28 protein-coding genes are annotated in these 24,193 nt (G+C 50.3%); 15 read left to right on the top strand and 13 right to left on the bottom strand.

Annotated elements, in window-relative coordinates:
- Positions 1 to 75: 75 nt before the first annotated feature.
- Complete coding sequence (locus tag ACMGDE_RS00810; RefSeq protein ID WP_436830843.1) at positions 76 to 300, top strand: hypothetical protein; 225 nt, start codon at positions 76 to 78, stop codon at positions 298 to 300.
- On the top strand, positions 297 to 650 hold the full coding sequence (locus ACMGDE_RS00805; RefSeq protein ID WP_436830842.1) for a type II toxin-antitoxin system PemK/MazF family toxin: 354 nt from the start codon (positions 297 to 299) through the stop codon (positions 648 to 650). The genes ACMGDE_RS00810 and ACMGDE_RS00805 overlap by 4 nt, the downstream gene beginning before the upstream one ends.
- A gap of 126 nt (positions 651 to 776) precedes the next feature.
- On the opposite strand, the gene ACMGDE_RS00800 is transcribed toward ACMGDE_RS00805, so the two are convergent.
- The 3 genes from ACMGDE_RS00800 to ACMGDE_RS00790 all read right to left on the bottom strand — a co-directional run bounded on the left by ACMGDE_RS00800 (position 777) and on the right by ACMGDE_RS00790 (position 3,086).
- A complete protein-coding gene (locus ACMGDE_RS00800) occupies positions 777 to 1,352 on the bottom strand; it encodes a nitroreductase family protein (protein ID WP_436830841.1) in 576 nt (191 codons plus the stop codon).
- A gap of 74 nt (positions 1,353 to 1,426) precedes the next feature.
- Positions 1,427 to 2,692 carry a peptidase T gene (gene pepT / locus ACMGDE_RS00795; protein WP_436830840.1) on the bottom strand — a complete coding sequence of 422 codons (1,266 nt, stop codon included), beginning with the start codon at positions 2,690 to 2,692 and terminating at the stop codon, positions 1,427 to 1,429.
- A 10-nt stretch (positions 2,693 to 2,702) separates the two neighbouring features.
- Positions 2,703 to 3,086 carry a hypothetical protein gene (locus ACMGDE_RS00790; RefSeq protein WP_436830839.1) on the bottom strand — a complete coding sequence of 128 codons (384 nt, stop codon included), beginning with the start codon at positions 3,084 to 3,086 and terminating at the stop codon, positions 2,703 to 2,705.
- A gap of 194 nt (positions 3,087 to 3,280) precedes the next feature.
- Between ACMGDE_RS00790 and ACMGDE_RS00785 the strand changes: the two genes are divergently transcribed.
- Together ACMGDE_RS00785 and ACMGDE_RS00780 are read left to right on the top strand one after the other, a co-directional pair.
- Entirely contained in the window at positions 3,281 to 4,096 is an 816-nt protein-coding gene (locus tag ACMGDE_RS00785; RefSeq protein ID WP_436830838.1) for a hypothetical protein, read from the top strand.
- 86 nt (positions 4,097 to 4,182) lie between these two features.
- Positions 4,183 to 4,602: a retropepsin-like aspartic protease gene (locus tag ACMGDE_RS00780; protein WP_436830837.1), complete on the top strand. Its 420-nt coding sequence runs from the start codon at positions 4,183 to 4,185 to the stop codon at positions 4,600 to 4,602.
- Positions 4,603 to 4,626: 24 nt separating this feature from the next.
- Here the strand turns inward: ACMGDE_RS00780 and ACMGDE_RS00775 are convergent, their stop codons facing one another.
- Genes ACMGDE_RS00775 through ACMGDE_RS00765 form a run of 3 tightly spaced genes read right to left on the bottom strand, consistent with a single transcriptional unit; the run spans position 4,627 to position 7,008 of the window.
- The gene (locus ACMGDE_RS00775; RefSeq protein WP_436830836.1) at positions 4,627 to 5,448 is read right to left on the bottom strand and encodes a universal stress protein; all 822 of its coding nucleotides are present in this window, start codon (positions 5,446 to 5,448) and stop codon (positions 4,627 to 4,629) included.
- A 2-nt stretch (positions 5,449 to 5,450) separates the two neighbouring features.
- Positions 5,451 to 6,215 (bottom strand): DUF4197 domain-containing protein, encoded by a 765-nt coding sequence (locus ACMGDE_RS00770; RefSeq protein WP_436830835.1) that lies wholly within the window; start codon positions 6,213 to 6,215, stop codon positions 5,451 to 5,453.
- Between the two features lie 16 nt (positions 6,216 to 6,231).
- Positions 6,232 to 7,008, bottom strand: a complete 777-nt coding sequence (locus ACMGDE_RS00765; protein WP_436830834.1) for a glycerophosphodiester phosphodiesterase — start codon at positions 7,006 to 7,008, stop codon at positions 6,232 to 6,234.
- Between the two features lie 281 nt (positions 7,009 to 7,289).
- On the opposite strand from ACMGDE_RS00765, the gene ACMGDE_RS00760 reads away from it, so the two are divergent.
- Both ACMGDE_RS00760 and ACMGDE_RS00755 read left to right on the top strand, forming a co-directional pair.
- Entirely contained in the window at positions 7,290 to 7,616 is a 327-nt protein-coding gene (locus ACMGDE_RS00760; RefSeq protein ID WP_436830833.1) for a DUF2752 domain-containing protein, read from the top strand.
- Entirely contained in the window at positions 7,609 to 7,968 is a 360-nt protein-coding gene (locus ACMGDE_RS00755) for an NINE protein (protein ID WP_436830832.1), read from the top strand. The genes ACMGDE_RS00760 and ACMGDE_RS00755 overlap by 8 nt, the downstream gene beginning before the upstream one ends.
- On the opposite strand, the gene ACMGDE_RS00750 is transcribed toward ACMGDE_RS00755, so the two are convergent.
- On the bottom strand, positions 7,965 to 8,609 hold the full coding sequence (locus ACMGDE_RS00750; RefSeq protein ID WP_436830831.1) for an HD domain-containing protein: 645 nt from the start codon (positions 8,607 to 8,609) through the stop codon (positions 7,965 to 7,967). The two genes, ACMGDE_RS00755 and ACMGDE_RS00750, sit on opposite strands and share 4 nt — an antisense overlap.
- Positions 8,609 to 9,787 carry a THUMP domain-containing class I SAM-dependent RNA methyltransferase gene (locus ACMGDE_RS00745; protein WP_436830830.1) on the bottom strand — a complete coding sequence of 393 codons (1,179 nt, stop codon included), beginning with the start codon at positions 9,785 to 9,787 and terminating at the stop codon, positions 8,609 to 8,611. Before ACMGDE_RS00745 ends, ACMGDE_RS00750 begins: the two co-directional genes overlap by 1 nt.
- Before the next feature lie 146 nt (positions 9,788 to 9,933).
- Between ACMGDE_RS00745 and ACMGDE_RS00740 the strand changes: the two genes are divergently transcribed.
- On the top strand, positions 9,934 to 10,326 hold the full coding sequence (locus ACMGDE_RS00740; protein ID WP_436830829.1) for a DUF3127 domain-containing protein: 393 nt from the start codon (positions 9,934 to 9,936) through the stop codon (positions 10,324 to 10,326).
- A gap of 527 nt (positions 10,327 to 10,853) precedes the next feature.
- Here the strand turns inward: ACMGDE_RS00740 and ACMGDE_RS00735 are convergent.
- Genes ACMGDE_RS00735 through carB form a run of 3 tightly spaced genes read right to left on the bottom strand, consistent with a single transcriptional unit; the run spans position 10,854 to position 15,614 of the window.
- Positions 10,854 to 11,396 (bottom strand): fumarate hydratase, encoded by a 543-nt coding sequence (locus ACMGDE_RS00735; RefSeq protein WP_436830828.1) that lies wholly within the window; start codon positions 11,394 to 11,396, stop codon positions 10,854 to 10,856.
- Complete coding sequence (gene fumC, locus ACMGDE_RS00730) at positions 11,357 to 12,754, bottom strand: class II fumarate hydratase (protein WP_436830827.1); 1,398 nt, start codon at positions 12,752 to 12,754, stop codon at positions 11,357 to 11,359. Before fumC ends, ACMGDE_RS00735 begins: the two co-directional genes overlap by 40 nt.
- 43 nt (positions 12,755 to 12,797) lie before the next feature.
- Positions 12,798 to 15,614 carry a carbamoyl-phosphate synthase large subunit gene (carB, locus tag ACMGDE_RS00725; RefSeq protein WP_436830826.1) on the bottom strand — a complete coding sequence of 939 codons (2,817 nt, stop codon included), beginning with the start codon at positions 15,612 to 15,614 and terminating at the stop codon, positions 12,798 to 12,800.
- 278 nt (positions 15,615 to 15,892) lie between these two features.
- On the opposite strand from carB, the gene ACMGDE_RS00720 reads away from it, so the two are divergent.
- On the top strand, positions 15,893 to 16,396 hold the full coding sequence (locus tag ACMGDE_RS00720) for a hypothetical protein (protein ID WP_436830825.1): 504 nt from the start codon (positions 15,893 to 15,895) through the stop codon (positions 16,394 to 16,396).
- 68 nt (positions 16,397 to 16,464) lie between these two features.
- Positions 16,465 to 17,019, top strand: coding sequence for an AAA family ATPase (locus ACMGDE_RS00715; RefSeq protein ID WP_436830824.1), 555 nt, complete (start codon positions 16,465 to 16,467; stop codon positions 17,017 to 17,019).
- A 57-nt stretch (positions 17,020 to 17,076) separates the two neighbouring features.
- Here ACMGDE_RS00715 and ahcY read toward each other — a convergent pair whose 3' ends face one another.
- Positions 17,077 to 18,393 (bottom strand): adenosylhomocysteinase, encoded by a 1,317-nt coding sequence (gene ahcY / locus ACMGDE_RS00710; protein WP_436830823.1) that lies wholly within the window; start codon positions 18,391 to 18,393, stop codon positions 17,077 to 17,079.
- Positions 18,394 to 18,825: 432 nt separating this feature from the next.
- On the opposite strand from ahcY, the gene ACMGDE_RS00705 reads away from it, so the two are divergent.
- Positions 18,826 to 19,236 carry a BrxA/BrxB family bacilliredoxin gene (locus ACMGDE_RS00705; RefSeq protein WP_436830822.1) on the top strand — a complete coding sequence of 137 codons (411 nt, stop codon included), beginning with the start codon at positions 18,826 to 18,828 and terminating at the stop codon, positions 19,234 to 19,236.
- An 88-nt stretch (positions 19,237 to 19,324) separates the two neighbouring features.
- Here the strand turns inward: ACMGDE_RS00705 and ACMGDE_RS00700 are convergent, their stop codons facing one another.
- Positions 19,325 to 20,890, bottom strand: a complete 1,566-nt coding sequence (locus ACMGDE_RS00700) for a Do family serine endopeptidase (RefSeq protein ID WP_436830821.1) — start codon at positions 20,888 to 20,890, stop codon at positions 19,325 to 19,327.
- 165 nt (positions 20,891 to 21,055) lie between these two features.
- Here ACMGDE_RS00700 and dapF point away from each other — a divergent pair, with 165 nt between their 5' ends.
- The 5 genes from dapF to atpF all read left to right on the top strand — a co-directional run bounded on the left by dapF (position 21,056) and on the right by atpF (position 24,192).
- Positions 21,056 to 21,847, top strand: coding sequence for a diaminopimelate epimerase (dapF, locus tag ACMGDE_RS00695; protein WP_436830820.1), 792 nt, complete (start codon positions 21,056 to 21,058; stop codon positions 21,845 to 21,847).
- Between the two features lies 1 nt (position 21,848).
- Positions 21,849 to 22,238 (top strand): hypothetical protein, encoded by a 390-nt coding sequence (locus tag ACMGDE_RS00690; protein ID WP_436830819.1) that lies wholly within the window; start codon positions 21,849 to 21,851, stop codon positions 22,236 to 22,238.
- A gap of 14 nt (positions 22,239 to 22,252) precedes the next feature.
- Positions 22,253 to 23,338, top strand: coding sequence for a F0F1 ATP synthase subunit A (gene atpB / locus ACMGDE_RS00685; protein ID WP_436830818.1), 1,086 nt, complete (start codon positions 22,253 to 22,255; stop codon positions 23,336 to 23,338).
- A gap of 41 nt (positions 23,339 to 23,379) precedes the next feature.
- Entirely contained in the window at positions 23,380 to 23,595 is a 216-nt protein-coding gene (atpE, locus tag ACMGDE_RS00680; RefSeq protein ID WP_436830817.1) for an ATP synthase F0 subunit C, read from the top strand.
- Positions 23,596 to 23,691: 96 nt separating this feature from the next.
- On the top strand, positions 23,692 to 24,192 hold the full coding sequence (gene atpF / locus ACMGDE_RS00675) for a F0F1 ATP synthase subunit B (RefSeq protein ID WP_436830816.1): 501 nt from the start codon (positions 23,692 to 23,694) through the stop codon (positions 24,190 to 24,192).
- Position 24,193: the final 1 nt, after the last annotated feature.

The raw sequence follows: 24,193 nt of genomic DNA, 5'->3' as shown, positions 1-24,193 counted from the left end.
GTTCATTCGTTACGGTGTTTTTACACGATTATTATGTGCATAAATGCATATCTTTGTCAATAAGGAGATGTATCAATGACACTGAAACAAATATATCCGGTCAAGAACAATCAATTGGTGATTACACTTCCAGCATCATTCGGGAATAAAAAGAAAGTGATGGTCACCGTCAATGAAGTGCCCGATGCTTTGGAAAAGAAATATCGGCTGATGAGAAAAGCGGCGTCGGATGCCCTGCTTCAACAGGATATCAAGGAGGTCGCAGATGATTTTGACGACATTGATTCCGAGACGGTATGAAAGCAAACCGTTGGGGGATATTTCGAGCTAATTTGGATCCCGTTATTGGATCTGAACAAGGAAAGACCCGTCCGGTGCTTGTGTTTAGCGATGATCAAATCAATGAGTTGTTGAACATTGTAAATGTCTTGCCCATTACCAGTCGTAAATCTGGGAGAATCGTATATCCGAACGAGGTATTGATTAAGCAGGGATTATATAATTTGCCCAACGAATCGATTATTCTCTGCCATCAAATCAGAACGTTAGATAAACGAAGACTTTCGTTAAAGTATGATGACATAGATGATTCTTTACTCCAAGCAGAAGTCGTTGAAGCATTGTGTTTTCAACTTGGAATTGACCCATAATTTAGTAGATAGCCTTTATCAAGCGCACCGTAACCCTTGCCGGGTAAGTGGGGTGATACATTTGTCTTTTTTAGGAGTGTTTGACCGCCAACTTACTTCCACGTCATCGGGCTGATCCGGATGTTGTTATTCCTCCCACTGTATTTTGTCATCTACCGATTGCCGGTTGGCCGCTCGCTCAGGCTCGGCGTGGTAGCCCATGTAGAAAAACCCGAGGCATTCCTCATGATCAGCCAGTCCTAAGAAATCAACCATATGCTTGACCGTACCTGGACTGCTCCAGTAGCCGCCGATATCGGCTGCCGCGGCTGCGAGCCAGAGGTTCTGCACGGCGCAGGCGGTGGCCGCCAGTTCTTCCCATCGGGGTACCTCCCCGCTATAGGCTGTTACGATGGCGATGACAGCGCCGGATTGCAGTACCTTTTCGCGCGTGTTTTCGTATTTCTTTTGCAGGAACTGTTCGGTAGGCGTATGCGCGGTATATAAAGTGGCCAATTCGTCCGCTAGCCGCATAAGACCACCCTCCCGAAAGACAATAAACCGCCAGGGTTGGGTGAGCTTATGCGTCGGTGCGGTGACGGCACATTCCAGCAATTCCGTTAGTAATTCCTTCGGAATTTCCGTCCGCGTATAGCTGGGTGGGAAAATGGATCGGCGGTGTTTGATGATTCGCTTGATCGTATCGAAATCGCTTGACGACATATGATTTGAGTATTTTAGATTATTGATAATGAATTTGTTTTCTTCGGCATCAATGCTGCTTTTGGCGGTTACGATTAAATACAACGTTCTTCCCAAAGTGCTGCTATATGCAATATCGTGCGCACGGCGCGCTCCATGTCCGGCACGGACACCCATTCCTGTTTGCCATGGAATGCGTGGCCACCGGCGAAGATGTTGGGGCAGGGGAGGCCCATGAACGAAAGTCGCGAACCGTCTGTGCCGCCACGTATGCTCCGCCGGATGGGCTGCATCCCCGCGCGACGGATGGCCTCCAGACCGATTTCCATGATCTGCGGATGCTGGTCGAGCACCTGCTTCATGTTGCGATACTGTTCGTTCACCTGAAAACGATAGCTACAGCCGGGGTAGTGCGATACGGCGGTTTTCACGATGATTTCCAGCTCGGCTTCATGGGCGCGAAGGTTTTCATCGATGAAATCCCGTACGATGAACTCGATGACGGCTTGTTCAACACCGCCTTTCAGGGATACCGGATGGACAAAACCGCTGCGGCCTCCGGTGCTTTCGGGCGATAGCCGGTCTGGGGGCAGTTGGCTGATGATTTCGGAGGCGATTTTAATGGCGCTGCGCAGTTTGCCTTTGGCGAAGCCTGGGTGTACGCTGATGCCATTGATGACGACCGTTACCGCATCCGCGGAGAAGGTTTCGTCTTCAATCGAACCCGCGGTTTCCCCATCGACCGTATAGGCATAGTCGGCGCCCAATTTGATCAGGTCCACCTTGTCCACGCCTCGGCCGATTTCCTCATCGGGCGTGAAGAGCAACTTGATGGTGCCGTGCCTGATTTCAGGATGAGTCGTCAACACATGGGCGGCCGCCATGATCTCGGCGATGCCCGCCTTATCGTCTGCGCCGAGTAAGGTGGTGCCGCTGGCTGTGATGATGTCGTTACCCAGCTGATGCTGTAGGTCGAGGTGCTCGCTGGGTTTAATCACCACTGCAGGGTCATCGGGCAGGATGATGTCTCCGCCCTGGTAATGCCGATGCACGATGGGCTTTACACCGGCTCCCGAGCAATCCGGCGAGGTATCCATGTGGGAGCAAAAGCAGATGACCGGTACGTTTTTATCGCTGTTGGACGGGATGGTCGCGTAGACGTAACCATGGCCATCCAAGTGCGCGTCGGTGATTCCCATCGCTAATAGCTCATCTACCAGTAGCCTGCCGAGGTTTTTCTGTTTTTCGGTAGAGGGGTATGTCGGTGATGAAGGGTCGGATTGGGTGTCTATTTGTACATAGCGAAGAAAGCGCTCTGCCGCGGTAAAAGCAGTTATGGTGTTTATGGTCGAATCGCCCATTATCTACTCATTATCGGATGTTTTCCAATTCAGCGATTCGCTTTTGCAGCGCGGCAATGGTTACTTCTTGCGACCGTATCGTCGTTTCTTGAGAAGAAATCACCTGTTTTAGCGTCTGGAAGAGTTCACCGCTCAGGTCGGTCAGATCGTTCGGAGCATAATTTTCCGGTAAATCCCGAGCAATGTCAGCTTTGCTCATTTTGCCGTTTCCCGTCAGGAGCCACTCGGGTGAATATTGGGGATAATTTTCAGCCAATTTAACCAACCATTTGCTTTGGATATCGGTTCCGTTTGCCAACGCCCTTGAAAAAACACCCTTGCTGGCTCCAATCGAAGCTTCCAATGCGGTCACGCTGACGCCTTCTTTGTTGGATATTTCTTTAATTCTCTTCAATACTGAATTCATTGTTAATAATTTTCTTCAATAAATTTTGATTTGAAGAAAAATAGTTCTTAAATTTGTTCTGTCAGAAATAACTATTTTCAAACTATCATCCCCAAATCTAACGCGATGAAACCTGCACGAGCTAATAGAAGGTGAGAAGGACGAGCTCATGCAAGCTTCACCGCCACTAAATAAACTAAATTATGGTGAAAGTTAATCAAAAGAAACTAAAAGCCGAAAATTTCCGGTACGTGACCAAGCAGGTCATCAAGAACCCGATGATCTATCTGGATGATTTTTTTGGACATCAAACCTCGATCGACTATTGGATGCGGGATATTCACCTGTTGGTGAACGCGGCTGCATATTCGGATATGGCTAGTCCGGCGATGACGGAAAACGGATTCTATTGCAGACAGTTGATTGAACAGGTAGAGGTGGCGTACATCATTTACAAGCAATGCGGACTGAAAAAGCAAAAAGAGCCGCTGGCTTTTTTCAAAACTCGTGACGATTATTTCGCTTATTCGTTCCATGGTGAGTATACCTATGACGGGGAAACCAATCCAGCGGATACACTAAGTAAATTTTTTTCTTTCCAATCGTTGCGTCAATGGTATTCAATTTTGGATGACGTAATGGAGTATTTGGCTTATTCAAAGGCGAGTCATTACGATCGGTTTGGCGACAAGATTGTTGTGATCCGCGAATTATTGCTGCGCATGGCACAAGCGCTATCGGATATCTATGAGAACGACGGGCTTTTTGTGCGGGTGCCATCCTATTTTATCGCACGGCCGTCAGTGGCGTTCGAAGGAAAGATGCCGCGGTCGAAGCTCGGGGAATATATTGATAAGGTTATCGATGAACGACGGGAGAAAGCGACTGCGGAATTGGAATCACTCGATGAAGAGGCGGACGACGAGCCGGCGTTGTCGGTGGACGAACCGGAGTCGGTAGACAATGGCGATGACGATGAGCAGGGTGAAGCAGTTGCCACAAACGGGGAGGGGAAGTAGGGCCCCGATCCCGCGCTCCAACGGTCAACCAGCGTTTTGGAGTGTTAGAAACGGGTAGATTAATAAAAAATTAGTAATTTTGGTCTATGGGATTAATTTATGCAGATATCGACCTAATTAACGGAGAAGACCTCGTGCTGGCCCGTAGGCATATCATTGGGGAAGAAGAAGTCAAGCGCATGCCGGTAAGGATGTTGGTCGATACCGGCTCGGCATATATGTGCATTAACGAAAATATACAGGAACAACTCCAACTTCCGGTTATCGAAAAACGGAAGGGCCAATTGGCCAATGGGAATATTGTGGAGTATGAGGTGGTTGGACCTATTGAGGTGCGTTTTGAAAACCGACGCTGTAATGTAGACGCCATGGTTCTGCCCGGAGAAAGCGAGCCGCTACTTGGCGCTATTCCTATGGAAGATATGGATGTAATTCTCCACCCGCTACGGCAGGAAATGATCGTTAACCCCGATCATCCTTATTTTGCCCAAATGAAATTGAAGTAGAAAATCTTTGCACAAAGGATTAAACTAAGGTTTATTCTTCAACAATACGACCGGCACATCGGCGATGTTCAGGAGCTTCTTGCTGACGCTGCTGTGGAAAAGCCGCTGGAAGAAACTGTAGTTGCGCGAGGCCATCAGTATCAGGTCGATCTGGTGCTTTTTGACATAATCAAAAATCCCATCGGCTTCATCTTTGTGTTCGCTTACATCGAATATTGGCCTCAGCGGTTCCAGCATCTTGAGCACCTCCTGCTTGCCTAAGAGTTTCTCGGGAGTCTGCCCCTGCGTAGCCGGGTCGACGTGCACGATGTGTGTTTCGGCTTCCAGCTGGCCTGCGAGCCGGATAATGCTTGCGGCGGGCGTGATGTATTCCACCTCTTTCAGGTCGGTAGCGTATACCACCCTGCGTATCGGTTTAAACGTGTGATTCCGCGGCACGATGAGCAGCGGCGCAACGCCTGACGCAGCCACGGCCATGGTATTGCGGCCGATAAGCGTGTTCTCGATATCGGACATCCCGGCGATGCCCATCACGATCATGGATACCCCATATTGGGACACGATGGTTTCAACGCCGGTTTTTACAGGCTTATCATCGGCTACGAAGATAACTTGTTCGGATGATAAGGCGGCGGGCATATGTAGCTTGGCGGCCATCTTTTCCAGGTGCCTGAGCGTACTGCTTTCATACCCGTGGTCGGTTTCAAATCCATCTGTCGGCCGGTGGGCGTATGAGTGGTAGAATATGAGCATATGCGCATGTAGGTGGGCGGCCATATCCACCGCATATTGAGCTGCCGTATAGGAGACATCCGAAAAATCGACCGGAATCAGGAACGTTTTCATTGCTATAAGCTGCTTTTTTGCTTGTCTGCGTATCCAAATACCTTTTGCAGCAGCGGTGTGGTACGGGCGCCACCCAGGTTGTTCCGTATTTTCAGCTCTTCTTGTGCCACCTGATGAAAAAGACCATCAATGGCTTTTTGGGTGACGTACTTGTTCAAGTCGGTTTCGATCTTCTGGTTGACCAACGGAATCTGGTTGTAACGGGTGACCAGGGTATTCCAATATTTAGCCACGTTGTGCTTGCCGAGGGCGCCTTCTACGATGGGACTGAACCGCTTGGCCAATTCGCTGGTGGTGGTGCGCTTAAAGAAATCGGTGGCGGCATCCTGCTGGCCGCTGAGCAGGATGTTGGTCGCATCCCGTATGGTCAACTGTGAAAGCGAGGATACGAAGACCGGAGCGGCTTCGCTGACCGCACTTTCGGCAGCCCGGTTGAGACTTTGGATCAGGTTGTCGCACAGCGACCCCAGCCCGATTCCGCGGAGGGCACTCTCTACTTTTTGGGCTTCGGGCGGCATCAGTATCTTGACCGCAGCGTTGCCCAGGAAACCGTCCTGAACCGCCAGCGACTTGATGCTGCGATCCAGTCCCTGGCTGAGCGCCTGTTTGATCCCCGAGGCCGCTTCGCCCGAACTTACGGGCGTGGAAGACGTGGACGAAGGCGAGGTCGATCCACCTGTTCCGCCGGTGGTGGCGATTTGGCTTAGCGTGTCGCACCGGGTAAGCAGCAGGCAAGATGCGATGGAAAGTAAGGTTAAACGGTTCATATGGGTCATTATTAACTTATTTGCTGTGTTTACGGATGACATCGAGTGCCAGGGCCGGCTGATCCGTTGTGAGGTATTCGACCTCCTGATCCAGCAGGTTGCGCATTTCTTCCTCGTCATTTACAGTCCATGCGTTGACGATAAGGCCCAGATCATGCGCCTCTTTTATCCATGTCGGATTTTTCTGGAACACGGTGAAGTGGTAGTCCAACCCGTAAAAACCGTCCGCCTTTGCCTGTGCGGGGGTGATGTCTCCGTTGAGGTAATATACCTTGGCTTTGGGGTCCTGCTCAATGACACGCTTGGCGCCATCGTAGTCGAACAGGATGTATTCGACCCATTTATCCGCGCGGAGTTTTTTCACCAGCTGAACCGATAGGTCAGCGGAATACTGGGTGCGCTCTTTGCCGAGCTTGGATGTTTTCAGCTCAAAGATCAGCTTGGTTTTCTTTTGCTTCATCCCTTCGCGCAAATATTCTTCAGCAGTGGGGATGGACTCGCCATTGGGGTGTTTTTTGGTCAGCAGTTCAGCATAGGTAGACGTGCCGATGTCCATCCCATAGAACTCGTGGTCGTGGTTGACTACAAGTACGTCGTCTTTGGTGAGGTGTACGTCAAACTCAGTGCCGGCACATCCCAGTTCGATGGCACGGTGCAGCGAGGCGATGGAGTTTTGGGGCAAGCTGTCTACCTTCCACGCTCCGCGATGGGCGATGACTTGGTTTTGAATAAATTGGGCAAAAGAGAAGTGCGACATCGCGCATACGGTTAATAACAGAAAAATGCGTTTCATTCGTGATCATTTATTTTTAAAGGCCTCATGGAACCTGCATTACATCGCCTTTTGCGAAGTCGCTGTCATAGCAGGTTTCATATATTTTTATTTGGCCGCTAGTTAGCCTATTTGTGTTAGCGTATTGTTGGCTAAAGGTAGTCATTTTGTTAAAAAAGTGCCACAAAAGTCGAATTTTTAGCAGAGGCCTACACTTGCATTTTTCGGTTAAATCCTTAATTTTACTGAATACTAATGGATTAAGACCGTAACATAATAGTATATCGGGTGTCTTATTGATGATGAGCAATGGCAAAGGGGTCTTGAGCATGGGGAGATCGGCGCTTCCGATTGAGCTGTTGTGTTGGACAACGGCGTTGGTGCTACTCTATTTTTCCAATCCGCATAGCCATCATTTTACGCTGTGCCCGTTGGAAAACATGGGATTGGATTGGTGCCCCGGATGCGGGTTGGGCCGTTCGATCGCGCTATTCATGCATGGGGAAATACCAGCATCTTTCCGTATGCATTGGCTCGGGATACCGGCCTTTGGGGTGATTGCCCATCGGATATATGCCTTATCAAGAAGAGAATATTATAGTTGGACGAAACATAACCGCCATGAGTAACCGTAATATATTAATGAGCATCCATGGGATCTCACCCGAGGAGTTGATGTACCTGGAACATGCCACAGCTTCGTTGAATGAGGATCAGGTGAAAAACTTTGTATTCTTATACAGTGGCAAGCGCAAAAACGCGCAGGATATCCTGTTGTTTACCCTGATTGGTTTTCTGGGGTTTGCGGGCATCCAACGGTTTGTGCTCAATCAGGTGGCCATGGGGGTTATCTATTTTCTTACGATTGGTTTCTGCTGGATCGGAACCATCGTTGATCTCATCAACCACAAGAGCATGACAGACGAGTATAACCAACGTGCCGCGCGCGAGTGCCTGCTGATGGTAAAGGGCGGGTTTTAATTACCCTCCCATTCGCGATAAAACTGTTCCAGATACCGTTCCATAAACGCGTGCCGCTCTGCGGCGATCTCCTTGGCTGTCGGCGTATTCATCTTGTCCTTCAGCAGGAGGAGCTTTTCGTAAAAGTGGTTGATGGTGGGTGCCGTGCTGTTTTTATAGGTTTCCTTATCCTGATGAACAAGTGGAGGGATTTCCGGATGATAGAGCTCCCGGTTTTTGAAGCCACCGTAATGGAAAGCGCGGGCGATGCCGATAGCGCCTATCGCATCCAAACGGTCGGCATCCTGCACGATTTCGAGCTCCTTAGAACGGAAGGACACATGCCCCAGACTCGCTTTGTACGACATGTTGAGGATGATCGCCTGCACATGTTCGATGGTGACTGGCGGCACCCCGATACTGTTCAGAAAGGCTCCGGCAATTGCAGGCCCGAGTGTCTCGTCACCGTCGTGGAACTTGCTGTCGGCAATATCATGCAACAAAGCCGCCAATTCACAGGTCAGACGGTCGGCTTCTTCCCGGCGGAGCAGGGCGATCACATTGTTCCATACACGCTGGATGTGCCACCAATCGTGGCCGGCTTCTGCCCCGGCAAGCCGCTGACGCACGAAATCAGCGGTCTGGTCGATGTATGTTTGCATCAATCGTTGTTTTCGTCTTTGATCCGACGGCTTCCTTCATAGACTTCATATTGCAACAGGCGGCAATCCAGCTTGCCGTTGTAGAATTCGGTCCGACGCGATGTGTGGAGACCGATTTTCTTGGCCAAATCGGGGTTTCCGGTAAATACAAAGCCGCGTTTGCCCGCGCACCGTTGTTTCAGGAAGTCGCCGATGCGGGCATAAGTCGCTTCGAGCTTGGTATGTACGCCCAAGCGCTCCCCATATTCGGGGTTGAAAACCACCACACCGGGACCATCTGGCAGGGGGGTATCCTCGAAATCACAGACATGGAATTGGATAAGCTGGTCTACCCCGGCGGTCTTGGCATTCTGGATAGCAATATCGACTGCTTCTCGGGAAATGTCGGATGCGATAATGTTGGCCGTAGGTTTTTTATCGACCTGCTCTTTTAGCCGTCGCCGTTCGGCGAAGAAGACCTCTTCGTCGTAACCCACGAGATGCATAAAGCCATAGTTCATGCGGAAGAGACCGGGTTTACGGTTGGTGGCGATCAGTGCCGCCTCAATGGCCAGTGTGCCTGAGCCGCACATGGGATTGACGAAAGCCGCCCGCCCATCCCACTCCGTGGCGTATACGACCCCTGCGGCCAGTGCCTCCAACATAGGCGCTTTGCCGGGATGCTTGCGATAGCTGTGTTTGGCGAGGGTCTCACCCGAAGTATCAATGAAAATTTCAGCTTGGTCATCCTGCCAATAAAGATGTACCACGGTCTTGTGCAGCTCCGGACCGCTATTGGGGCGTAGCCCTTTTTTGCTTTTAATGCGATCGGCTATCGCATCCTTGACCTTCAGGTTGGCAAATAAGGGGGTGGTGATCGTCGGATTATTCACATTGGACGTGACCGAAACATAGCCATCGAACGCGATGAGCTCTTCCCAGGGAATGGCCGATAGTGCATCGTAAAGCTCATTGGGATCACTTGCCGGGAAAGCGCTCACGGAGTAAAGGACCTGACTGGCGCAATGCAGGTTGAGATTGAGCCGGATGCAATCGTTGACCGTCGCCAAAAGCTCCACACCCGTAGCGAAGCCGCGCTTAATATCAAATCCCAACCGACGGATCTCGTCTTGCAGATAGGGCGATAACCGCCTGTTGCAGGTAATGATGATTTTACTGGGGGTGTTGAAAACTTCCATAAGATTTTGGCAAAGGTACTTATTATCGTAAGTAAAAAATATGTAATTTTACGGTTTCATTAGAACAGGTAATTTAATTAGTTGAAAGATTGATAGGCCCGCTTTGGTGATTTTTTGCCGTGCAGGTTCAATAAAAGAAGCAAGTAATGGAAATACGAGGAAAAGTACACGAGATTGGTGATGTGCAACAGGTTACCGATACATTCAAGAAAAGGGATTTGATTATTCAGTATGCCGAAAATCCCCAGTTTGTCGAATATATCCGTTTTGAGGCGACGCAGGACCGGACTTCATTGTTCGACAACCTGAATGTCGGCGATGAGGTGGAAGTTTCATTCAATCTGCGCGGACGTCCTTGGACGAATAAGGACGGGGTAACGAGCTATTTCAACTCATTGGTCGCTTGGCGCGTATCCAAGGTAGCAAATACTCCCGTAGCGTCAAATGGACAACACAGCCCCGGACCGCAAGCATTCGATGCGCCGCCTACGGTGGATATTTCTGCTGATGACGGAAAAGACGACGATCTGCCGTTCTAAAAATATAGTTTAGTTGATAATAAATCAAGAAGGTGGCGCGACATGTGCCGCCTTTTTTGTTCCTGCAGTCCCTCCCTTTTCCAACAACTCCATCAATTCAGGCAGTTGCAGCCGAAGCCTAGAAGACGGCAGCGTAGCGAACCGGATCCAGCTGAAGAGCAACCACCTGAAACACCTCCACAATCTCCACCATTCCCCCAACCCATGATTTCAGGTCGTTGCAGACGAAGCCTCGGAGACGGCAGCGAAGCGAACCGGATCCAGTCGAGAGATGCAATCGCCTGAATTACCCCCCCTCCTTCCACTTCCCTACACTCCCCATCAATTCAGGTGGCTTGCAGGCGAGACCTAGGATACGGCAGCGAAGCGAACCGGATCCAGTCGAGATGCAATCGCCTGAATTACCCCCCCCTCCTTCCACTTCCCTACACTCCCCAGTAATTCAGGTAGTTGCAGGCGAGACCTAGGATACGGCAGCGAAGCGAACCGGATCCAGTCGAGATGCAATCGCCTGAATTACCCCCTTTTTATTGCCATCTTTTTTTTGGCACACAGCTAATGTCACCCGTTTTACGCAGCAGCATGGGACGTTGATCATAGCGGTTTTCGAGCACGAGCGAATCAGCAGTATACCGCACGATCTTGAAACGGGGAAGGTACTGCCCCGTTCGGTAACAGCCGGAGATCTTCTGCCGCCAATCGGCCTTCGTATACAGGCCGTCTACCAACAGGCTGTCGCCCCGCACCACATACACCCCCTTCGCGTATTCGGTCCACACCCCGCCGTTATAGCATGAGTCGGCAACGTTCACGACCTTAGCAGTGGTGTGCAGGGTGGCATAGACGGAATCGCAGGTGAATTTCAATTCATGCAAGGTGTATTGAAGCAACGCATCTTGCATGGGCACACTGTCCTGCACCCACACGCCTTGAAGGTAGTCTGCCCCCTCGCTTTGGACATCAGGATTGAAACGGCAACCGCCCATGCATAGCAAAAACATGCCGGCCATCAGCAACCGGTATGTGATCCCTATTTCAACCCGCCGATCATGTCCTCCGGACGTACCCATTCGTCGAATTGCTCATTCGTCAACAGTCCTAGTTCGAGCGCGGCCTCGCGCAGCGATTTGTTTTCTTTGTGGGCTTTCTTGGCGATTTTCGCGGCATTTTCATACCCGATATGTGGATTGAGTGCCGTGACCAGCATCAGGGAGTTTTCGAGGTGCTTCTTGATGCCAGCATAGTTGGGTTCGATACCGATGGCGCAGTGGTCATTGAATGACACACACGCATCGCCGATCAATTGGGCAGACTGCAAGAAATTGGCGGCCATTACCGGTTTGAACACGTTCAGTTCGTAATGTCCGTTTGCCCCGCCGAACGCGATGGTCACGTCATTGCCGATCACCTGCGCGGCGACCATCGTCAGTGCTTCGCATTGCGTGGGGTTTACCTTGCCCGGCATGATAGACGAGCCGGGTTCATTTTCGGGGATCAGGATCTCACCGATGCCTGAACGCGGGCCCGAAGCCAGCATCCGGATGTCGTTGGCGATTTTGTGTAACGATACGGCCAGCTGTTTCAACGCACCATGGCTCTCCACGAGGGCGTCATGGGAAGCCAATGCCTCGAATTTGTTGGGTGCAGTACGAAACGGCAGTCCCGTAAAATCGGCAATATAGTTGGCCACGTTCTCAGCATAGCCCTTCGGCGTATTGATGCCCGTCCCTACAGCGGTACCACCCAGTGCCAGCTCGGACAGGTGGTCCAGCGTATTCCTGAGCGCTTTCAGGCCGTAGTCGAGCTGGGCTACATAACCCGAAAACTCCTGACCCAAGGTGAGCGGGGTCGCATCCATCAGGTGTGTACGGCCGATCTTAACAACTTCGGCAAATGCTTCGGTCTTTGCTTTCAGCGTGTCGCGCAGTTTTTCGACGCCGGGGATGGTGGTTTCTACTACTTTTTTGTAGGCCGCGATGTGCATGGCCGTGGGGTAGGTGTCGTTGGACGATTGCGATTTGTTGACATCGTCATTAGGGTGAACGAATGGCTTGCCTTCGCCCAACGCATTGCCCTGAATGACGTGGGCTCGGTTGGAGATCACTTCATTGACATTCATGTTGGACTGCGTGCCCGAACCGGTCTGCCAGATGACCAGCGGGAATTGATCATCCAATTGACCGGCAAGGATTTCGTCGCATGCCTGCGCAATCAGGTCGCGTTTTTCAGCGGGCAAGATGCCGGCATCCACATTGGTGAAGGCCGCTGCTTTTTTGAGATAGGCAAACGCTTCGATGATTTCCTTGGGCATCGAAGCTGAAGGCCCTATTTTGAAGTTGTTGCGTGAGCGTTCGGTCTGTGCGCCCCAATACTTATCGGCAGGTACCTGCACCTCACCCATGGTATCGTGTTCTATTCGGTATGACATCGCTGTACGTTTTATATGGACAAACTTAGCAACTTTAGATCAGCTATTTACTCAGATACATCGACTTCTTAGCGTACATTTCGCGGAAGAACGGATCATCCAAGTCCTTGATGAAGCGGATAGCCTCACCGGTGGATTTCATTTCGGGTCCCAATTGCTTATCCACATCCGGGAACTTGTCGAACGAGAAGATAGGCTCTTTAATGGCGTAGCCAGTCAGCTTGCGTTCGATGTTGAAATCTTTCAATTTATTGACCCCCAGCATGATCTTGGTGGCGATATTGACGTAAGGAACATCATATGCCTTAGCGATGAAGGGTACCGTGCGCGACGCTCGTGGATTAGCTTCGATGACGTAGACCTTCTCATCCTTTATCGCAAACTGGATGTTGAGCAGCCCCTTTACGTTGAGTGCCTTGGCCAATTTGACGGTGTATTCCTCCATTCGGCGCTGTACGTTTTCAGACAGGCTGAACGGTGGCAATACCGCGCTCGAATCGCCGGAGTGTATGCCGGCGGGTTCGATATGTTCCATCATGCCGATGATGTGCACATCTTCGCCATCGCTGATGGAGTCGGATTCGGCTTCTTCGGCGCGGTCGAGGAAATGGTCGATCAGCACCCGGTTGCCAGGCAGGTTGCGCAGCAGCTTCACGACAGCCTTTTCGAGCTCCTCGTCGTTGATTACGATGCTCATGCGTTCCCCGCCGAGTACATAACTTGGACGGACAAGCACGGGATAGCCCACTTCTTTGGCTACGATCAGCGCTTCTTCAGCACTCTCCGCTACGCCATATTGCGGGTAGGGGATGTCCAATGATTTGAGGAGATCGGAGAAGCGGCCGCGATCTTCGGCCAGATCCATGTCGGTAAAGGAAGTGCCGATGATTTTAATGCCGTTAGATTCCAGTTGTTCGGCCATTTTCAGGGCGGTCTGCCCGCCCAGCTGTACGATGACCCCTTCGGGTTTTTCCAGTTCGATGATTTCGCGGACGTGCTCCCAGTAGACCGGCTCGAAATAGAGCTTATCTGCCATGTTGAAATCGGTCGATACGGTTTCGGGGTTGCAGTTGATCATGATCGACTCATATCCGGCTTCCTTGGCGGCCAATAGGCCGTGCACACAGGAATAGTCGAATTCGATGCCCTGCCCGATGCGGTTCGGGCCTGAGCCGAGGACGATGATTTTCTTCTTGTCTGATACGACCGACTCATTTTCATCCTCGAAGGTAGAGTAATAATAAGGCGTCTGTGCTTGGAATTCGGCGGCACAGGTGTCGACCATTTTGTATACCCGTCGGATGCCCAGTTCCTTGCGCCTATTGTAGACATCGTCTTCGGTGACGTTGGTCAGCAGCCAGGCGATTTGTGCATCGGAATATCCTTTCTGTTTCAGGGTGATGAAAAAATCCCTGGGAATATTGTTCAGCTGATAACGGCGCAATTCTGCTTCTAAGTGCACCAACTCCTGAATCTGAAGCAAAAACCATTTGTCAATATGCGTTGCCTTACGGATGGATTCGAGCGGGACACCCAGCTCAAAGGCGTCCTTGATGTGAAATAGACGGTCGCTGCTCGGATGTTCGAGGCTGTACATGATCTCTTCCAGGTTGCGTAGCTGTTTGCCATCGGCACCAAGGCCGTAGCGGCCAGTTTCTAAGCTCTGGCAGGCTTTCTGCAACGCCTCGATAAAGGTGCGCCCGATCGCCATGACTTCGCCGACGGACTTCATCTGCAGGCCCAGCTCGCGGTTTGCACCCTTGAACTTGGCAAAGTTCCAGCGAGGTACCTTGACGATCACGTAATCCAATGTCGGTTCGAAATATGCCGAAGTGGTCTTGGTGATCTGGTTTTCGAGTTCATCGAGGTTATAGCCAATGGCAAGTTTCGACGCGATCTTGGCAATGGGATATCCTGTGGCTTTGGAAGCCAACGCGGATGAACGCGATACGCGTGGATTGATTTCGATGGCGATGATATCCTCATTTTCCGGGTTGACCGAGAACTGCACGTTGCAACCTCCTGCAAAATTACCGATGGCCCGCATCATCTGGATGGCTTGATTGCGCATCTGCTGATAGCAGCGATCGCTTAGCGTCATGCCGGGTGCAACCGTAATGGAATCGCCGGTATGGATGCCCATGGGGTCGAAATTCTCGATGGTACAGATGATGATGACGTTATCGTTGCTGTCGCGCAGCAGTTCCAGCTCGAACTCCTTCCAGCCCAATACGGCTTGTTCAACCAGCACTTCGTGGGTGGGGGAGGCTTGAAGCCCGCGGCTAAGCGCAACCTCGAAATCTTCTTTCTTGTGCACAAAGCCACCTCCGGTACCGCCTAATGTATAGGATGGACGGATAACCAGTGGGAAGCCTATTTGCTGAGCAGCTTCTTTACCCTCCAAGAAGGAGTTGGCAATTTTTGACCGGGCGACACCGACGCCGATATCCACCATCAGCTGGCGGAATGCTTCACGGTTTTCAGTCTTTTCGATGGCCGCCACGTCCACGCCGATAACCTGCACTTGGTGTTTTTTCCACAGGCCGCGTACATCGGCCTCGATGCACAGGTTGAGGGCTGTCTGACCGCCCATGGTGGGTAAGACGGCATCGATATGCTGTTCCTGTAGGATTTGTTCGATGCTTTCGCAGGTGAGTGGCAGCAAGTACACGTGATCGGCGATCACCTTGTCGGTCATGATGGTCGCCGGATTGGAGTTGATGATGGATACTTCAATTCCTTCCTCCTTGAGCGAAAGGGCTGCCTGTGATCCGGAATAATCGAATTCGCAGGCCTGTCCGATGACAATGGGACCTGAACCGATAATCAAAACAGAGTTGATGGAAGTGTTTCTGGGCATTATGTGGTGAAAAACGTTAACAATGTTCAACGATATTACAGCGTCAAAACAGCAAGAATCCTGGGATGATTGGGTAGGGTATTCCGACTGTTTTGTCGGAGTGCAAAGGTATGTTTTTTTACTGGAATAATCGATTAATAATTCATAAGGATTTTCGAAGCGCTTATTATCCCGTTTTCGGCTACCTATTTTCAGGTATTTTTTCTTTATTGGTTAACATGTTTTCTTTCATCATAGGAATGTCTTACTTTTGGGGCATAAACGTAAAAATTAAAGCCATGAAAATTAAATTGACATTAATGACGTTATTCACGGCATTTGCGATGATCGCATCTGCACAGAGCGATTACAAGAATTCCATTGGTATCCGTTTGGGCTCCGGTTATTACGATGTGATTGCTGCGGCGTTTAAAACGTTCATCACCCAGCCGGGTGCGCTGGAGTTCGATCTCGGCATCCGTCCTTATTCTGTTGGTGATTACGATTGGACCAGCGTGTCTATTTCGGGAACTTACCAGCACCATTTTCCCATCGGAGATATTGACGGGTTTAAATGGTTTGTCGGTGGCGGTATGGTGTTATCCAATACGTTTTCCGATTTTGACGACAGGAGGGGATTCAATGCCGGTATTTTCCCGACAGGCGGTGTAGATTATAAGCTTCGGAATGCACCATTTGCATTCTCAGCGGACATCCGGCCAACCGTCCATGTCGTACGAGGATATGATTACCATAGCGGTTTTTACGCGAACGGCGGCGTTACAGCCCGTTACGTATTCTAAATAAGCAGTTTGCTTTGCAACGTTATTGCCGTTGGTTGAAAAACCAATGGCAATTTTTATGTTTGCACATGTTGGAAAATGAAAAGCAGTTGATCAGCATTGCGGTTGTCGGTCCCGAATCGACAGGCAAATCAACCATTGCCGAGCAATTGGCCCGGCATTATAAAACGGTATGTGTGCCGGAGTACGCCCGGGAATACTGCCGGCACCTCAATGGTGAATACACGCTGCAGGATGAAATGAACATGTTCTATGGGCAGCTTGCACTGGAACGGAGTTTGGTGCCCCTTGCTCGGCATCAGCTGTTGATCTGCGACACGATGATACTCACCATGAAGGTGTGGTGCGACCACCTGTTTGGCCACACACCGGAGGTGGTGCAGGAGACCATTCAGGCCAGCCACTATGACCTGTACTTGCTGATGGACATCGACCTTCCTTGGGTAGACGACCCGTTACGGGATTTCCCTCATTTGCGCGAGCATTTCATGCAGGTATGGCACCATGAATTGCAGGCCATTCAGGCGAATTATGTAGTGATTGCCGGTTTAGGTCAAGATCGCTTTATCAACGCACGGGAGGCGACGGAGCATTATCTAAAATCGCGCAACGTACACCGATAGGCATCTGGTACCCCTTAGCGTTCGTTGCGCGATTCTTCGCGTGCTCGCGTGATGTTGTTAGTACCGGTAGTGCTCCGGTTTATACGGCCCTTCTACCGGTACGCCGATGTATTCAGCCTGATGCGGGTCGAGCACATCCAGCTCCACGCCAATCTTGGCAAGGTGCAAGCGGGCTACTTTTTCGTCCAGGTGCTTGGGTAGCGTATACACCTTGTTTTCGTAACTTCCGTTGTTGGTCCACAACTCGATCTGGGCCAATGTCTGATTAGTAAACGAGTTGCTCATTACGAACGAAGGGTGCCCGGTGGCACAGCCTAAGTTGACCAACCGGCCTTCGGCCAGCAAGATGACATCTTTGCCATCGATGGTATACTTGTCTACCTGAGGCTTGATCTCCACTTTGGTGTGTCCGTATTGCTGATTGAGCCAGGCAACATCAATTTCATTATCGAAGTGACCGATGTTGCACACGACGGCTTTGTCTTTCATCGTTTTGAAATGCTCGGCACGCACAATATCTCGGTTACCGGTGGTGGTAACGATGATATCGGCTTCCTTGACGGCATCCGCAAATCTCTTCACCTGGTATCCTTCCATAGCGGCTTGCAGCGCACAGATGGGGTCAATTTCGGTCACGATGACCCGCACACCGGCACTGCTGAGCGACTCGGCAGAGCCCTTGCCCACATCGCCATATCCGGCAACCACGGCTACTTTGCCGGCCAGCATCAGGTCGGTAGCACGGCGGATGGCATCTACCAGCGACTCGCGGCAACCGTACTTGTTGTCAAACTTGGATTTGGTCACCGAGTCATTCACATTGATGGCCGGGAGATGCAGGGTGCCATTCTTCATCCGTTCATAAAGACGGTGCACCCCGGTAGTGGTTTCTTCCGAAAGCCCTTTGATCCCTTCGATCAATTCGGGATATTTATCGAAAACCATATTGGTGAGGTCGCCGCCATCATCCAAAATCATGTTGAGGGGCTTGCGGCCTTCACCGAAGAATAAGGTCTGTTCAATGCACCAGTTGAATTCCGGTTCGGTCATGCCCTTCCAGGCATATACCGGGATACCGGCTGCGGCGATAGCGGCGGCGGCATGGTCTTGCGTAGAAAAGATGTTGCACGAAGACCAGCTAACCTCGGCGCCCAACTCGATGAGTGTCTCGATCAGGACAGCGGTTTGGATGGTCATGTGCAGGCATCCCGCAATGCGGGCACCCTGCAACGGTTTTGCTGCGCCAAATTCTTCCCGGAGCGCCATCAGTCCCGGCATTTCGGCCTCAGCCAATTCAATTTCTTTGCGACCCCACTCGGCGAGGCTAATGTCCTTTACTTTATAAGGGACGTATGTAGTGTCTACTGTTGACATCGTGATATGCTTTAATGAAATTAACGATGGCAAAGATAGGGCTTTCGCGGCGGATTTTCAAAGGCTTGCCACTAATTGGCAAATGAAATCAATATGAAGTCAATTTAAATATGAGTATAATTTTACTAATTATCATAAATTTAACATCTACTAATCGTAAAGTAATCGTATGAAATACGATTACTTTACGATTATAACACGATGATTTTACGATAAAATATAAAATATTACTAGTTTTTCTCTATTCTTCAATTAAAGTTAAGTGGCCAACTATTCACTGGACTGCTTGAAAACAATGTAGCTGTCGTTCAAACGTGATTAACGTTCCGTTGAATTCTGACATTCAGGTGAGGCGCGACATTTGCTAAAAGCATTGTATAGCTGTATCTTTGCCAAGAATTTTGAATTAAACAAACAGAAAGGATTAAAACCATGTATCCCGAATACTTAGTAGCGCCGATGCGCAAGGAACTAACCGATGTCGGTTTTGAAGAACTGAAGACGCCAGAAGAAGTCGATTCGGCCATTAAACAGGACGGTACCGTCTTGGTTGTGGTCAATTCGGTATGTGGCTGTGCCGCCGCCAATGCCCGTCCGGCTGCCATCACTGCAATTAAAAATGAAAAGCATCCCGACAAAGTGGTGACCGTTTTCGCGGGGATGGAAAAAGACGCTGTTGATAAAGCGCGTGCTTACATGCTGCCTTATCCACCGTCTTCGCCGGCCATGGCCCTGTTCAAAGATGGTAAGCTGGTGCACATGATCGAGCGACACCAAATCGAAGGTCGGCCCGCTCATATGATCGCGGACAACTTGGCTGCCGCGTTTGACGAATACTGCTAGTACACGATATTGCTTTTTTTAAATTTTTGAATCCATAAAAAAATCCCGGCCAGTTGGTCGGGATTTTTTTTGTCGTATGCTTTACTGACTAGTATTCGATGGGTATATTCAGCTCGACACGAGTACCCTGTTGCGGCACGCCGACGATGCGGACGATGCCCCGCTCGGAATCAGCAAGCGCCGTTTCGACATCATCTGCACTGTTTACCGGCGCACCGTTGATCTGTGTGATGACCAGTCCACGTTGTACATTGAAGTAGTCAAACAGTCCGCCTTGATGTACTTGGGTGACCACTACACCTGAAGAAATGCCCAATTCCTTTTTCTTGGCGGCACTTGCCGGCACGAATCCGGCGCCCAGCTTGTTGTAGATCTCCGTGGCGCTGCGTTCGGCTGCACTTTCTTCTTCAGCTTTTCTCTCGGCTGCACGGGTATCCTCTTTCAGGGTCACCGTTACATCGCGTTCTTTGCCCTCGCGGGTATAGGTGAGTTTCACCTTGTCGCCCGGGCGCAGCCGGTAGATGCGTTCCTGCAAGTCTGACGACGATGCGATGACGCGGCCATCCAGCTTGGTAATGATGTCGCCTGCTTTGATTCCGGCTTCTTCTGCTGCACCGTCAGGAACAATTTCGCTAACGTAAAGTCCGTTGATTTCTTTGATTTCCAGCTCCTTAGCCGTTGCCGGATTGAGTTCCTGGAAGGTAATGCCGATCAATCCGCGTTTGACCATGCCGAATTTGATGAAATCATCGGCAATCTTCTTGACGAGGTTTACAGGTACCGAGAATCCGTATCCAGCATATGTGCCCGTGGGTGTCATGATGTTGGAGTTGATGCCGATCAGTTCGCCGTTGGCATTAACCAGCGGTCCGCCGCTATTTCCTTTATTGATCACCGCGTCGGTCTGGATGAATGACTCTACGGCGGTGTTGATCAACGGCTCCTCATCGGTCTGCGGATAGCCCCGTTGCTGGTATTGCCGCTGTTGCAGTTCACGGGCGATGATGCCTGTAGCGCGGCCGGTTGCGCTGACAATACCGGCGGTTACGGTCGATTCCAGACCAAGCGGGTAACCGACAGCCAATACCCACTCGCCGATGCGCACATCATCTGAATTGCCAAATCGTACGAAAGGCAGTCCTTTTTCGTTGATTTTGATCAGAGCCAAGTCCGTATTGGGATCACGACCGATAACCTTCGCCTGTACGACACGTTTATCGGTCAACTGTACCTCGATTTTGTTGGCTTCCTCAACAACGTGGTTGTTGGTGACGATGTAACCGTCTTCGGAGATAATGACACCGGATCCGGTGGCTTGGGCTGGCGGTTGCGAGCGTGGCTGCTGCTGGCGCGGCATGCCGAAAAACTCCTCGAACAACTCCATGGGATCACCGCCGCCAGCACCTCGCGGACGTCCGGAATACGTGGTGGTGATGTGGACCACCGCTGGTGCAACCATCGCCGCCGCCTGGGTGAAATCCGGATTGCCAGTGGACGAAACTACGTCGGGAACCGGGTTATTGGCGTAATGCAATTGCTGCCGTTCCTCAAATGACATGTTGCTTTCCTGTTTGTGCTCAAACAGTTTATAACCGCCCACAGCTATCAAGCCTCCTACAAGTGCGGTTACGAATGTTAATCCTAATTTTTTCATGGTCATTCCAATCGTTATAAGTCGAAAATTTGCTATTGCGAAAAGATGTTCAAATGTAATACCATTTAGGACTCGCAAACAAATGAATAGGGACAGTTTTCTGTTAAATAATGTTAAAGCCTGTCCGCGGATTATGACTACCTTTGACCCGTTTACGGTCAACGTATGGAAACGCATATCTTTTATAAGTACCAAGGAGCGGGCAATGATTTCATTATCTTGGACAACCGGAATGGCCTATTCGACAGGAATAACGTGGATTTGGTGCGTCGGCTCTGCGATAGAAGGTTCGGTATCGGGGCGGATGGGGTGATGCTTTTGCAGGACGCGGAGCGCCATGATTTTGAAATGATCTATTACAATGCTGACGGTCATGAGGGAAGCATGTGCGGCAACGGTGGGCGCTGTATCGTGGCGTTTGCGCAAGATCTGGGTATTATTGGCAGTGAAACTGCCTTTTTGGCAGCAGACGGCCTGCATCGTGCCCGCGTACACAGCCATCAGGCCGGATGGATAAGCCTGCAAATGGCCGATGTAGTTGAAATCAGCCAAGACGGCGATGCCTATGTGTTGAATACCGGTTCGCCTCATTACGTAAAGGTCGTACGTGACCTTAAAGCCTTTCCGGTCGTTGATGAAGGGCGAAACGTTCGGTATAGCGTTGCTTACCGGGCGCAAGGGATCAACGTGAATTTCGTGGAGGCCGACGGGGAGGGCTATTTCGTGCGTACGTATGAGCGCGGTGTCGAAAACGAAACGTTGGCTTGCGGTACGGGCGCCACGGCAGTGGCGTTGGCCATGGCCTGGCACGAAGGACGGAACGGCGTATTGCAGACGCCTATCCGGGTGGCCGGGGGCGACCTGACCATCCGTTTTTCCAAAGATGAGGACCGCTTTACCGACGTCTTTTTGGAGGGGCCTGCCACGTTTGTATTCAAAGGTGAGATCGCTTGGTAGGATGAAGCTGCGTCGCTTTTTGCTATACTATCATGGATTTGCGCTGCTGGTGGCATTGGCGGCGCTGGCGTTACAGCATGCCTTTGATACGATCACGATACTCAGCCCGTATTTCTGGTTGCTTTTTGCGACAGTGTTTTTCTTCACGCTGTTCGCTTATGTCCTCAGCGACCGGGGGATGCGCAGCGGGGGCGAATTTTCGATTTACTTTCTGATGGGCGGGCTTTTTATTAAGCTTTTTGCCTGCTTGACGGTGGTTGCGGTACTGATCTTAAAATATCCTGAAAATAAGATGCTTACGGCCTTGAATTTTTTTTGCTTGTATTTCTTGTTTACGCTCTTTGAAGTTATATGTTTGTTACGTAACTTGCGCGACCAAAATCAGACGTAAAAAATTGGGAATAGATGGATTTTAGGCACTTTTTCGATTCAAAAATAGTAAGCTTCTTTGCATTTTTTGCCGTTTTAACAACCTTTTCCGTTGTACAAGCCGCCGACAACACGGCTGTTGATAGCGTCACTTCGACAGGCCATGAAGCGCACAGCGAAGAAGTATATGAGCCTACTGAAGCCATCATGGAGCACATCAGCGACGCGCATGATTGGCACCTTTGGGGGCATATGTCCATCCCACTTCCAGTGATCTTATATACCGATAAGGGGTTTGAATTTTTCCTTTCTTCCGCGTTCCATCACGGCGAGCACGACCACCAAGGTAGCTATTATACCTATCGATTGGTGGATAAGAAAAAAATTCAGGTAGTGAATGCCGCCGGAGCGGTGGATGAGGAAGCGTCTAAGCGGGTGTGGGATTTTTCCATTACCAAGAACGTGGCATCCATGTTCCTATCGGTGCTCGTGTTGGTATTGCTTTTCGCGTCTGTAGCTAGGGCATACAAAAAGCGTGAGGGTAAATCTCCTAAGGGATTCCAGTCGCTGATCGAGCCAATCATTCTGTTTGTGCGGGATGATATCGCGCGCCCGAATATCGGGCATAAATATGCGCGGTTCATGCCGTTGCTGCTGACGATATTCTTTTTTATCTGGTTGAATAACCTGATGGGCTTGATCCCCATTTTCCCGGGAGCGGCCAACGTGACCGGAAATATTGCGACCACATTTGTGTTGGCACTGGTGGTGCTGGTGACCGTCAATTTAAATGGAAACAAATATTACTGGAAACATATTCTCATGCCGGATGTGCCCTGGTGGCTGTATCCCATCATGATTCCGGTTGAATTGATCGGCGTGATTTCGAAGCCGTTTGCATTAATGGTTCGTTTGTTTGCGAACATTACCGCCGGGCACATCATTATCCTCAGCTTGATCTCACTGATATTCGTTTTCAAGTCGCTGGCAATTGCCCCCGTGTCGTTGGTATTCGTGCTGTTCATGAATGTGTTGGAGTTGTTGGTGGCCTTTTTGCAGGCCTTTATATTCACGTTGCTCACCGCGCTGTTCATCGGTATGGCGGTAGAGGAGCACCATTGATTTGTAAATCCTTATATTAATATACATTAAATTAAATTGTTATGGTAGGTTCAATTGCGGCAATTGGTGCCGGGTTAGCAGTGATCGGTGCCGGTCTTGGTATCGGACAGATTGGTGGCAAAGCGATGGAAGGTATCGCACGTCAGCCCGAGGCTGCTTCAAAAATTCAGACTGCTATGATCATTGCAGCGGCGCTTGTTGAAGGTGCTGCACTGTTTGCTATCGTAGTCGCTTTGTTGGGCAACAATCCCCAATAAAGACACTGAATGAAAAAGGGCCGGATACCTGACGGTTGGTTTTGTGTCCGGCCCTTATTTAACAAGCGTTCACTTTAAGAAACTAGAAACTATAATATGAGTTTTGACATTGGTAATCCGAGCATCGGATTAGTATTCTGGACAGCGGTAGCGTTTCTCTTATTGTTAGTCCTCTTGCGTAAGTTTGCGTGGAAACCCATTATGCAGGCGGTCAGCGAACGCGAAAAATCCATCGAAGATGCGTTGACATCGGCTGAAAAAGCCAAGGAAGAAATGGCCCGCCTCACCAATGAGAATGAGCAATTGCTCAAGGCTGCCCGTGCCGAGCGCGATGTTATCCTCAAGGAAGCAAAAGAACTGAAAGACCAGATCGTGCTGGATGCGAAGTCGCTGGCGCATGTCGAGGGTGCCAAACTGATCGAGCAGGCGCGTAAGGAGATAGACGACCAAAAGAAACGCGCACTGGCAGAGGTGAAGAACCAGGTATCGTCTCTTTCGCTGGAAATTGCACGCAAAGTGCTGCAAAAGGAATTTGAAGACGAACGGAAGCAAGAAGCATTGGTGGCCGATCTGCTGAAAGACGTGAAATTGAGCTAAG

The organism is Parapedobacter brassicae (assembly GCF_051400755.1).
In the GTDB taxonomy this organism is placed as follows: domain Bacteria; phylum Bacteroidota; class Bacteroidia; order Sphingobacteriales; family Sphingobacteriaceae; genus Parapedobacter.
This window is presented reverse-complemented; position numbering and strand designations above follow the sequence as displayed.

Coding starts and splice junctions, on each gene's coding strand:
- ACMGDE_RS00810 (WP_436830843.1), top strand. CDS start 76: ATGACACTGAAACAAATATATCCGGTCAAGAACAATCAATTGGTGATT.
- ACMGDE_RS00805 (WP_436830842.1), top strand. CDS start 297: ATGAAAGCAAACCGTTGGGGGATATTTCGAGCTAATTTGGATCCCGTT.
- ACMGDE_RS00800 (WP_436830841.1), bottom strand. CDS start 1,352: ATGTCGTCAAGCGATTTCGATACGATCAAGCGAATCATCAAACACCGC.
- pepT (WP_436830840.1), bottom strand. CDS start 2,692: ATGGGCGATTCGACCATAAACACCATAACTGCTTTTACCGCGGCAGAG.
- ACMGDE_RS00785 (WP_436830838.1), top strand. CDS start 3,281: ATGGTGAAAGTTAATCAAAAGAAACTAAAAGCCGAAAATTTCCGGTAC.
- ACMGDE_RS00780 (WP_436830837.1), top strand. CDS start 4,183: ATGGGATTAATTTATGCAGATATCGACCTAATTAACGGAGAAGACCTC.
- ACMGDE_RS00775 (WP_436830836.1), bottom strand. CDS start 5,448: ATGAAAACGTTCCTGATTCCGGTCGATTTTTCGGATGTCTCCTATACG.
- ACMGDE_RS00770 (WP_436830835.1), bottom strand. CDS start 6,215: ATGAACCGTTTAACCTTACTTTCCATCGCATCTTGCCTGCTGCTTACC.
- ACMGDE_RS00765 (WP_436830834.1), bottom strand. CDS start 7,008: ATGAAACGCATTTTTCTGTTATTAACCGTATGCGCGATGTCGCACTTC.
- ACMGDE_RS00760 (WP_436830833.1), top strand. CDS start 7,290: ATGAGCAATGGCAAAGGGGTCTTGAGCATGGGGAGATCGGCGCTTCCG.
- ACMGDE_RS00755 (WP_436830832.1), top strand. CDS start 7,609: ATGAGTAACCGTAATATATTAATGAGCATCCATGGGATCTCACCCGAG.
- ACMGDE_RS00750 (WP_436830831.1), bottom strand. CDS start 8,609: ATGCAAACATACATCGACCAGACCGCTGATTTCGTGCGTCAGCGGCTT.
- ACMGDE_RS00745 (WP_436830830.1), bottom strand. CDS start 9,787: ATGGAAGTTTTCAACACCCCCAGTAAAATCATCATTACCTGCAACAGG.
- ACMGDE_RS00740 (WP_436830829.1), top strand. CDS start 9,934: ATGGAAATACGAGGAAAAGTACACGAGATTGGTGATGTGCAACAGGTT.
- ACMGDE_RS00735 (WP_436830828.1), bottom strand. CDS start 11,396: ATGGGTACGTCCGGAGGACATGATCGGCGGGTTGAAATAGGGATCACA.
- fumC (WP_436830827.1), bottom strand. CDS start 12,754: ATGTCATACCGAATAGAACACGATACCATGGGTGAGGTGCAGGTACCT.
- carB (WP_436830826.1), bottom strand. CDS start 15,614: ATGCCCAGAAACACTTCCATCAACTCTGTTTTGATTATCGGTTCAGGT.
- ACMGDE_RS00720 (WP_436830825.1), top strand. CDS start 15,893: ATGAAAATTAAATTGACATTAATGACGTTATTCACGGCATTTGCGATG.
- ACMGDE_RS00715 (WP_436830824.1), top strand. CDS start 16,465: ATGTTGGAAAATGAAAAGCAGTTGATCAGCATTGCGGTTGTCGGTCCC.
- ahcY (WP_436830823.1), bottom strand. CDS start 18,393: ATGTCAACAGTAGACACTACATACGTCCCTTATAAAGTAAAGGACATT.
- ACMGDE_RS00705 (WP_436830822.1), top strand. CDS start 18,826: ATGTATCCCGAATACTTAGTAGCGCCGATGCGCAAGGAACTAACCGAT.
- ACMGDE_RS00700 (WP_436830821.1), bottom strand. CDS start 20,890: ATGAAAAAATTAGGATTAACATTCGTAACCGCACTTGTAGGAGGCTTG.
- dapF (WP_436830820.1), top strand. CDS start 21,056: ATGGAAACGCATATCTTTTATAAGTACCAAGGAGCGGGCAATGATTTC.
- ACMGDE_RS00690 (WP_436830819.1), top strand. CDS start 21,849: ATGAAGCTGCGTCGCTTTTTGCTATACTATCATGGATTTGCGCTGCTG.
- atpB (WP_436830818.1), top strand. CDS start 22,253: ATGGATTTTAGGCACTTTTTCGATTCAAAAATAGTAAGCTTCTTTGCA.
- atpE (WP_436830817.1), top strand. CDS start 23,380: ATGGTAGGTTCAATTGCGGCAATTGGTGCCGGGTTAGCAGTGATCGGT.
- atpF (WP_436830816.1), top strand. CDS start 23,692: ATGAGTTTTGACATTGGTAATCCGAGCATCGGATTAGTATTCTGGACA.